The following is a 7,523-nucleotide window of genomic DNA, read 5'->3' as shown; positions in this document are numbered from 1 at the left end:
AGCTAGCGCGTCTACCAATTCCGCCACCTTCGCAATTCACAACTCTTTCAATAATGGGGTGGCTAATGGGATTCGAACCCACGACAACTGGAATCACAATCCAGGGCTCTACCAACTGAGCTATAGCCACCACTGTATTCTTTCACGCGGTACTGACTACTTCTCAGACCACCGCAGCTCTAGCGCCGGGACTAAAATGGCGCGCCCGACAGGATTCGAACCTGAGACCTCTGCCTCCGGAGGGCAGCGCTCTATCCAGCTGAGCTACGGGCGCTTAGCGCCGTTGCGGGGCTGGATATTACGTACCTCCGTCCCCGCTGTCTAGTGCTTTTTTGAAAAAAATGCGCGTTTGGTTATCGTTTGCACATTTTGCCGCTTATTCCTCCACTTTCTGCGTGGTGGCACGGCGACCGAGACCAAAAAGCTTATAGGCAGCCGTTACAGCGGCCAGGAAGATCATCCCGACAAACAGCGACATGCGGGTATCTTCATTAAAGTACATTCCGATTAATACGCAAATCAGGAACGCCATCGTTAAATAGTTCGCATACGGGAACAGAATTGAACGGAACGGATGGCTTTCAATCGCCTTTTTATGCGCATGACGGAAACGCAGCTGGCTGATGAGGATAACAAACCACGGCACCATGCCCGGCAGGACGCTGGCGCTGTAGACGTAAACGAACACGCGCTGTGGGTTAGGAATAATGTAATTCAGGCAAGAGCCAATCAGCAGTATTGCAATGGAAACCGCCACGCCCGCCACCGGCACGCCAGCACGTGACACTTTGCTCATCGCCGCAGGCAGCTGGTTATTCTTCGAGAGCGCATAGAGCATTCGCCCACAGCTGTACATCCCGCTGTTACAGCCTGACAGCGCGGCCGTCAGGACCACAAAGTTGATGATGCCCGCCGCCGCCGTGATGCCAATTTTGGCAAAGGTTAAAACAAACGGGCTACCCGTCGTGCCAATTTCGTTCCACGGGAAGATGGTTACGATAACGAAGATCGCGCCCACATAGAAAATCAGGATGCGCCACAGCACTTTGCCCACCGCGCTACGCAGCGTGACCTGCGGATTTTTCGCTTCACCGGCAGTAATACCGATCAGCTCTACGCCCTGATACGAAGCCACAACGATACACAGCGCCGTCAGGAAACCCTTCCAGCCGCCGGCGAAGAAGCCGCCGTTTTCGGTCAGGTTACCGAAACCGATAGCGTGTCCACCGTTGCCAAAGCCGAAGAAAATCACGCCCAGGCCGACAACAATCATCACGATGATGGTGGTGACTTTAATCATCGCGAACCAGAACTCGATCTCACCATAAAGACGCACGGCGGCCAGGTTTGCCAGCGCCACCAGCCCCACGGCAATAAGCGCGGGTATCCACTGGGCCATGTCCGGGAACCAGAACTGGACGTAGACCCCTATCGCGGTGATCTCGGAGATGCCCACCGCCATCCACATGAACCAGTATGACCAGGCTGTCAGGTAGCCGAAAAAGGGGCTCATATACCGGTGCGCGTAAACGGCGAAGGAGCCGGTTACCGGCTCCAGGAAGAGCATTTCGCCCATGGAACGCATGATGAAGAAAACAAACAGCCCGGCAATAATGTACGCCAGTAATACGGAAGGGCCTGCCCACTTGAGCGTGCTTGCGGAGCCCATAAACAGGCCCACGCCGATAGTGCCGCCCAGCGCTATCAGTTCAATATGACGAGCTTCCAGCCCACGCTGTAGCTCCGGTTTTTTCTCTGCCATAGATCCTCGATTGTGTTTGCTGTTTCCCGACTTAAGACCGGGTATTGTTTTTTAGGGGGACTAAAATACGGAGCGAATGGTTTCTTAAAATGTGCCAAATGGCAAACGATGCATAAAAAAAATGAATGCATTGCACAGATTATCAGCAGTTTTGCAGGCGAGTTGCAGCGCGAATAGCATATCGCGCTACATTTTGATTACATTTTCCCGGTGTAATGCCAGGCGAGGTAGCGAAGCAGACGGATCTGGCGTTTAATGCGTGTCGGTTGCGATAGCAGGCGATACAACCACTCCAGCCCCAGATGTTGCCAGACCGCTGGCGCACGCTTGACGTGGCCGGTAAAGACGTCATATGTGCCGCCAACGCCCATGTAGAGGGCATCCGGGCAGACCAGACGACAGTCACGCATCAGGATCTCCTGGCGCGGGGACCCCATCGCCACGGTGACAATCTTCGCCCCGCTGTCACGAACGCGCTCAAACAGCGCCTGCCGATCTTCCGGTTTGAAGTAACCATCCTGGCTGCCGACAATATTAACATTCCATTGACGACGCAGTTTCTCTTCCGTCTGGGCCAGTATCTCCGGCTTCCCGCCAATCAGGAACACGGGCGTTCCCTGCGCGCCTGCGCGGGCCATAAGCTGCTCCCAGAGATCGGCACCCGCCACGCGGGAAACATTAGCGTCAGGATACTTTTTACGGATAGAGCGAACCACGCTGATCCCGTCCGCGTATTTAAATTCGGCCGCGTCTATCAGGCTTTTGACTTCCGCGTTATCCTCAACCGCCAGCATCTTTTCCGCGTTGATGGCCACCAGCGTACCGGATTTCATCTGGCCGTCGGCGAACAGAAAATCCAGCGCGTGCTGCATGTCGCGCCAGCCAATCAGCTGCAGACCACGTAGCGCATAGCGCGGTGCAGAAATTCTATCAGTCATTACTATCCTTACTCAGACTTGCGACAGCGTTGTGCTGCCCTGCCGCTCGCGCTTGTGCACAAGCCCGGCGCTGTCAAACAGCCAGTACAACAGTTTGGCCAGTAACAGGCAGATGCCGAAAACGACCATGAAGAACACCACGCGCGAAACGAACGAGTCCAGACCTTCGCGCGCCAGAACGATCATATTGAAAATGGCACCAAAGCAGAAACTGTGCAAAATGGCCGCTTTATAGCGGTTGGTCTCTTCATTGCCACGCAGGTAAAGCCAGTCGAACCACTTGATAATCAGCCCTACGGCAACCGCTCCGGGGAGAATGAACCATGCCCCGCCCATCACCACCAGGGAACCGAGCAGTGTGGGTGAAATTGCCAGACCGGAATGGTTGTTCAGCACTTCCCAGGTGAAGTAATTCGCCGTATTCAGCACCACGCCAGGACGGTCCGGCCATAGCCAGGAAGGGATAAAGACGTAGAAGTCGCGAACAATCGGCGCCAGCCCCTGGAAATCAATCTTGTCGTAATTTTGCAGCAGCAGTGCCAGGTTTTCCCATGGCGAGAACGTATCGCGCGTGAGGTAAAGGAACGTGTAAAACGCCTCATCACCCGCCACGTTCATCCCGTAGCGCTTTAGCGCCAGCCAGAACATTCCCACAATGCCAAACACGCCTGCTGCAACCAGCATCCAGAGCGAGATCCAGCCGCGGATAATGCCGATAAACAGGAAGATCGCGAAGGCGATGATGATGTTCGCGCGCGTACCGCCCACAATCATGTAGGTCAGGATGCCAAATGCGACGGTACTGACCAGGAAGAACAGCCACGCTTTGCTGTCCTGGCGCAGGAAGAAGATCACCAGCATCGCCGGAATGAAGAAGTAGAAGAAACGCTTAAGCGCCACGCCCGAGACTTCTGCCGAAAAAATCTGGCTGTAGGAGTGGAGTTTAAAAAGCAGGAAGCCGTTATGCATGAAGAAGATGCCAACGCTGACCAGGGCGATAGTCATCAGCATCACCCATGTCAGGTGGGTTTCCACCCGATTCATGGTAAAGAGCGCCCGGCGTGGGGCTGCAGCCTGCGCTGAACGCAGACGCGTTTTATACGTGACGTAGTAGACCGCATAGAAGCAGGTCGCCGCCAGAAGCGCCTGGAGCAGAATGTCCGGCGGCGCGACGCTCACGTCAAAACGGAAGACCAGTATGCTGGTCAACGGGAAGCCGAAAAAGAACGTCAGCAGAAACAGTAACGAGAAGAAGACGTTAAAGTTGAAGCGCACGCGCCGGAATTCAAACCAGGTGAGCGTGGCGATAAACAGGCTGCTCAGAAGCCAGACAACCAGTAAGCCGCTGAATTGCAACTGACTCATGCTTTGTCTCCTGCAGCGATACGCAGCGCGCGGTGCCACGGCGTGAGATAATTCGGGCTGAAAAAATCGATGCTGTTTTTATCCACCAGCGTGAGCTGACGTTGAGCTTCACGTACCACCTCGACATTCAGCGTGTCTGAGGTAAACAGCACCGGAATATGCTGCTCGGCCATGTCCTGCCAGAACGGGTTGTCGCGGTTGAGCACGCACGGTACACCTGCCTGAATCAGCAGGCACAGCGTGCCAATCCCCTGCTGCCGGGCAAAGATGAAATAACCGAGATCGCATTTTCTCAGCAGCGCAAGATAGTCATCAAATTCCAGCTTATCGCTGAGGATGTGCAGATTTTCAGCGCTAAACAGCGCCAGCCCCTGCTGACGAACCTCGTCGATATAGGCGTTGTTGTTGGCGGGATAGCCCATCGGCACCACCGCGTTCACCGTGTCGCCAAACTGCTGATGCACCGCCCTGAGCGCCGCGACATGTTCGTTACTGCGATCGCCGGAATTTCCCACCAGAATCGTCAGCTTGCCTTCACGCACCGCGTCATTCGCCATGGCGTTCAGCGCCGGATCCATGCGGGTGGGGAAATAGAGCAACTCGCCGCGCACGTTCGGGTGCTGTTTAGCAAAATAGTTGAGATCGCCGCGGGTAGCAAAAACGCAGCCTACGCGCCCCTGAGCCATGCGGCGCAGGGGATAAAAAAGACGGAATTTCCAGCCGCGGGAGACTTCATAAAGATCGGCTCCCCAGATATGCCAGCTGCACTGGGAGGGTTTAATCCCTCCGCTGAGAAGCGCCAGCCACAGGCCGGTATTGAACTGCCCGTGGAAAAAGAAACGTTGCTTACGATCCGCTTTGGCTTTGGCAACCACCGCCTTCGCCAGTGAGGCCTTATCCGGCCAGAAGCGAATCGTCAGTGCCGGAAACGCCTCGCTCAGGCCCTTATCCTGGCCTGCAACCATAAACTCACGCGCATCAGGATCTCCCGATGCCAGCTCGTCGTTGAAGAACCGCAAAACGGTCTGGTTATGGTGTGGGATATCCGATCCCAGGATGTGAATCAGTGCAGTCATGCGCGTTTACGCCACAATAAAAATACACCGCAACAGGCGGCGAAATAAACGATATAGGTTGCCATGTAGGCCTGAGCCGCCCCCAGCGCGCCGTGCGCGGGTATCAGCCAGTGCGAGAACGAAGTCAGTAATGCAAACTGGCTAATTTCCGCCAGGATATAGAGCCGAAGGGACGCTTTCGCGATCACCAGATAGCCGAAAACGTAAGCCCCCACTTTCAGTACATCACCCACCAGCTGCCAGGCAAAGAGATCGCGCATGGCGGTGAACTTCGCCGAGAACAGCAGCCAGATGGCGACATCGCGCAATAACCAGACGGTAAAGCTGGCAGCCGCGACGGCCGGCAATACAAAGCGCAGCGATCGGAAAATCTCGCGCGTTATGTCCTGTCTGGACGTCAGACGCGACAGGGTTGGCAGCAGGTAAACGCTAAAGGAAGCCGTAATAAACTGAAGATAGGCATCGGAAATACTGCTTACGCCCTGCCAGATCCCGACCTCATCCCAGCTATAGTGCGCCGCCAGCAGGTTTCGCATCATCACGTAGGCCACCGGCAGCGTGACGGAGGTGATGAGCGCCATCAGGGTAAATTTACCCAGTTGGCTGGCAAGCATCGAGTCCCATTGCGGTTTCAGGTAGCTCAGCGGAATGACGCCCCGACGCATCAGCATAAATGCCGCAGGCACAACCACCAGCGCCGGAACCAGCGCCAGCCCCAGCAGCGCGCCTTCATAGCCACCCAGGCGATAGCAGAAATAATAGGCAATCACGCCGATGACGCTGCCCAGGATCAACGCAAGCGCGTTCCCGGCAGCATCACGAAACCCTTTCATCAGCGCCAGCAGCAGGTTAGCCCAGGCAATCCCCATCTGCACCAATGCGACCAGACGCACCAGCCCCTGATAGTGGGTGTGGCCGAATAATCCCTGGCTGATGGGCGCCGCCGCCAGCAGAAAGATGATCGCCATCAGGGTCGAAAAACCCGTGACCATCGCCGAGGAGGTGCCCACCACCCTGCGGAGCTGGGCCGCATCATCATGATACTGCGCAACGTATTTGGTGACGCCGTTGAAGATACCGGCACCGGCCAGCACGCCAAGGACGGTGACAAGCTGACGGAAATTACCCGCCAGCCCCACTCCTGACGGGCCAAATGAGACGGCCAGGAGCTTGACGACCAACAGCCCGGCCCCAATTTTTACAAGCGTGGACGCGGCGGTCCACACCGATGCTTTTGCCAGAGACATATCAGCCGAAATAACTCAGGAGGGTATTAATCACCGTACGCTGGTTAACTGGCGCGAGGTTGTAGAACAGTGGCAGACGAAGCAACCGCTCACTTTCTTTGGTGGTGTAACGGTCTTCACCCGCGAACGTTCCAAACGCTTCGCCCGCCGGACTGGAGTGCAGCGGGATATAGTGGAACACCGCCATAATTTCGGCTTCTTTCAGCCAGGCGATGAGCTCGCTGCGGTCGTCGTTATCGCGCAGCTTGATATAGAACATGTGCGCGTTGTGGACGCAATCTGCCGGGATGGTTGGCAGCGCAATACGCCCGGCTTTGGCCAGAGGTTCCAGCGCATCGTAATAGGTTTGCCACAGGGAGAGGCGCTGCAGGTTGATGCGATCCGCGGCTTCCAGCTGCGCCCACAGGTACGCGGCCTGCAGATCCGCCATCAGATAGCTGGAGCCAATATCGCGCCAGGTATATTTGTCTACCTGGCCACGGAAGAACTGGCTGCGGTTGGTGCCTTTTTCGCGGATCACTTCCGCACGCTCCACGAGCGCCCGGTCGTTAATCAGCGTCGCGCCACCCTCTCCACCTGCCGTGTAGTTTTTGGTTTCGTGGAAGCTAAAGCAGCCGATGTGGCCGATGGTGCCCAGTGCGCGTCCCTTGTAGGTCGACATCACGCCCTGCGCGGCATCTTCCACCACAAACAGGTTATGTTTTTTGGCGATGGCCATGATGGTGTCCATTTCACAGGCCACACCTGCGTAGTGAACCGGCACGATCGCGCGCGTTTTGTCGGTGATCGCCGCTTCAATCAGCGTCTCATCAATGTTCATGGTATCCGGGCGGATATCCACAAAGACGATTTTCGCCCCGCGCAGGACAAACGCATTCGCCGTGGAAACGAAGGTGTAGCTCGGCATGATCACTTCATCGCCGGGCTGGATATCCAGCAGCAGTGCGGCCATTTCCAGCGATGCCGTACAGGACGGGGTCAGCAGTACTTTGGCGCTGCGAAAACGCTGTTCCATCCACTGCTGACAGCGACGGGTGAAACCGCCGTCACCGCAGAGTTTGCCGCTGCCCATGGCAGACTGCATATAGTCGAGTTCCGTTCCGACGACGGGTGGTGCGTTAAATGGAATCATCTT

General features: G+C 56.1%; 6 protein-coding genes and 3 tRNA genes (1 of these 9 cut by a window edge). All 9 read right to left on the bottom strand.

Translation table 11 applies throughout. The features are described from left to right. Positions 1–33, bottom strand: a tRNA-OTHER gene (locus HMPREF3143_RS13175) (it extends 53 nt beyond the left edge of the window). Between the two features lie 21 nt (positions 34–54). Then, positions 55–130 (bottom strand) — tRNA-His (locus HMPREF3143_RS13170). A gap of 67 nt (positions 131–197) precedes the next feature. Then, positions 198–274 (bottom strand) — tRNA-Arg (locus HMPREF3143_RS13165). Between the two features lie 102 nt (positions 275–376). Next, complete coding sequence (locus tag HMPREF3143_RS13160; RefSeq protein WP_008501553.1) at positions 377–1,762, bottom strand: bifunctional threonine/serine APC transporter ThrP; 1,386 nt, start codon at positions 1,760–1,762, stop codon at positions 377–379. Positions 1,763–1,959: 197 nt separating this feature from the next. Continuing rightward, positions 1,960–2,700: a lipopolysaccharide N-acetylmannosaminouronosyltransferase gene (gene wecG / locus HMPREF3143_RS13155; RefSeq protein WP_008501554.1), complete on the bottom strand. Its 741-nt coding sequence runs from the start codon at positions 2,698–2,700 to the stop codon at positions 1,960–1,962. Between the two features lie 12 nt (positions 2,701–2,712). Next, positions 2,713–4,065, bottom strand: coding sequence for an ECA oligosaccharide polymerase (gene wzyE, locus HMPREF3143_RS13150; RefSeq protein ID WP_023293570.1), 1,353 nt, complete (start codon positions 4,063–4,065; stop codon positions 2,713–2,715). Beyond that, a complete protein-coding gene (locus HMPREF3143_RS13145) occupies positions 4,062–5,141 on the bottom strand; it encodes a TDP-N-acetylfucosamine:lipid II N-acetylfucosaminyltransferase (protein ID WP_070533333.1) in 1,080 nt (359 codons plus the stop codon). Before HMPREF3143_RS13145 ends, wzyE begins: the two co-directional genes overlap by 4 nt. Then, on the bottom strand, positions 5,138–6,388 hold the full coding sequence (gene wzxE / locus HMPREF3143_RS13140; protein WP_023326289.1) for a lipid III flippase WzxE: 1,251 nt from the start codon (positions 6,386–6,388) through the stop codon (positions 5,138–5,140). The genes HMPREF3143_RS13145 and wzxE overlap by 4 nt, the downstream gene beginning before the upstream one ends. 1 nt (position 6,389) lies before the next feature. Then, entirely contained in the window at positions 6,390–7,520 is a 1,131-nt protein-coding gene (gene rffA / locus HMPREF3143_RS13135; protein ID WP_008501559.1) for a dTDP-4-amino-4,6-dideoxygalactose transaminase, read from the bottom strand. Positions 7,521–7,523: the final 3 nt, after the last annotated feature.

Source organism: Enterobacter sp. HMSC16D10, assembly GCF_001807145.1.
Classification (GTDB): domain Bacteria; phylum Pseudomonadota; class Gammaproteobacteria; order Enterobacterales; family Enterobacteriaceae; genus Enterobacter; species Enterobacter roggenkampii.
Note: the sequence above shows the minus strand (reverse complement) of the source record. Positions and strands in the feature narration are given on the sequence as shown.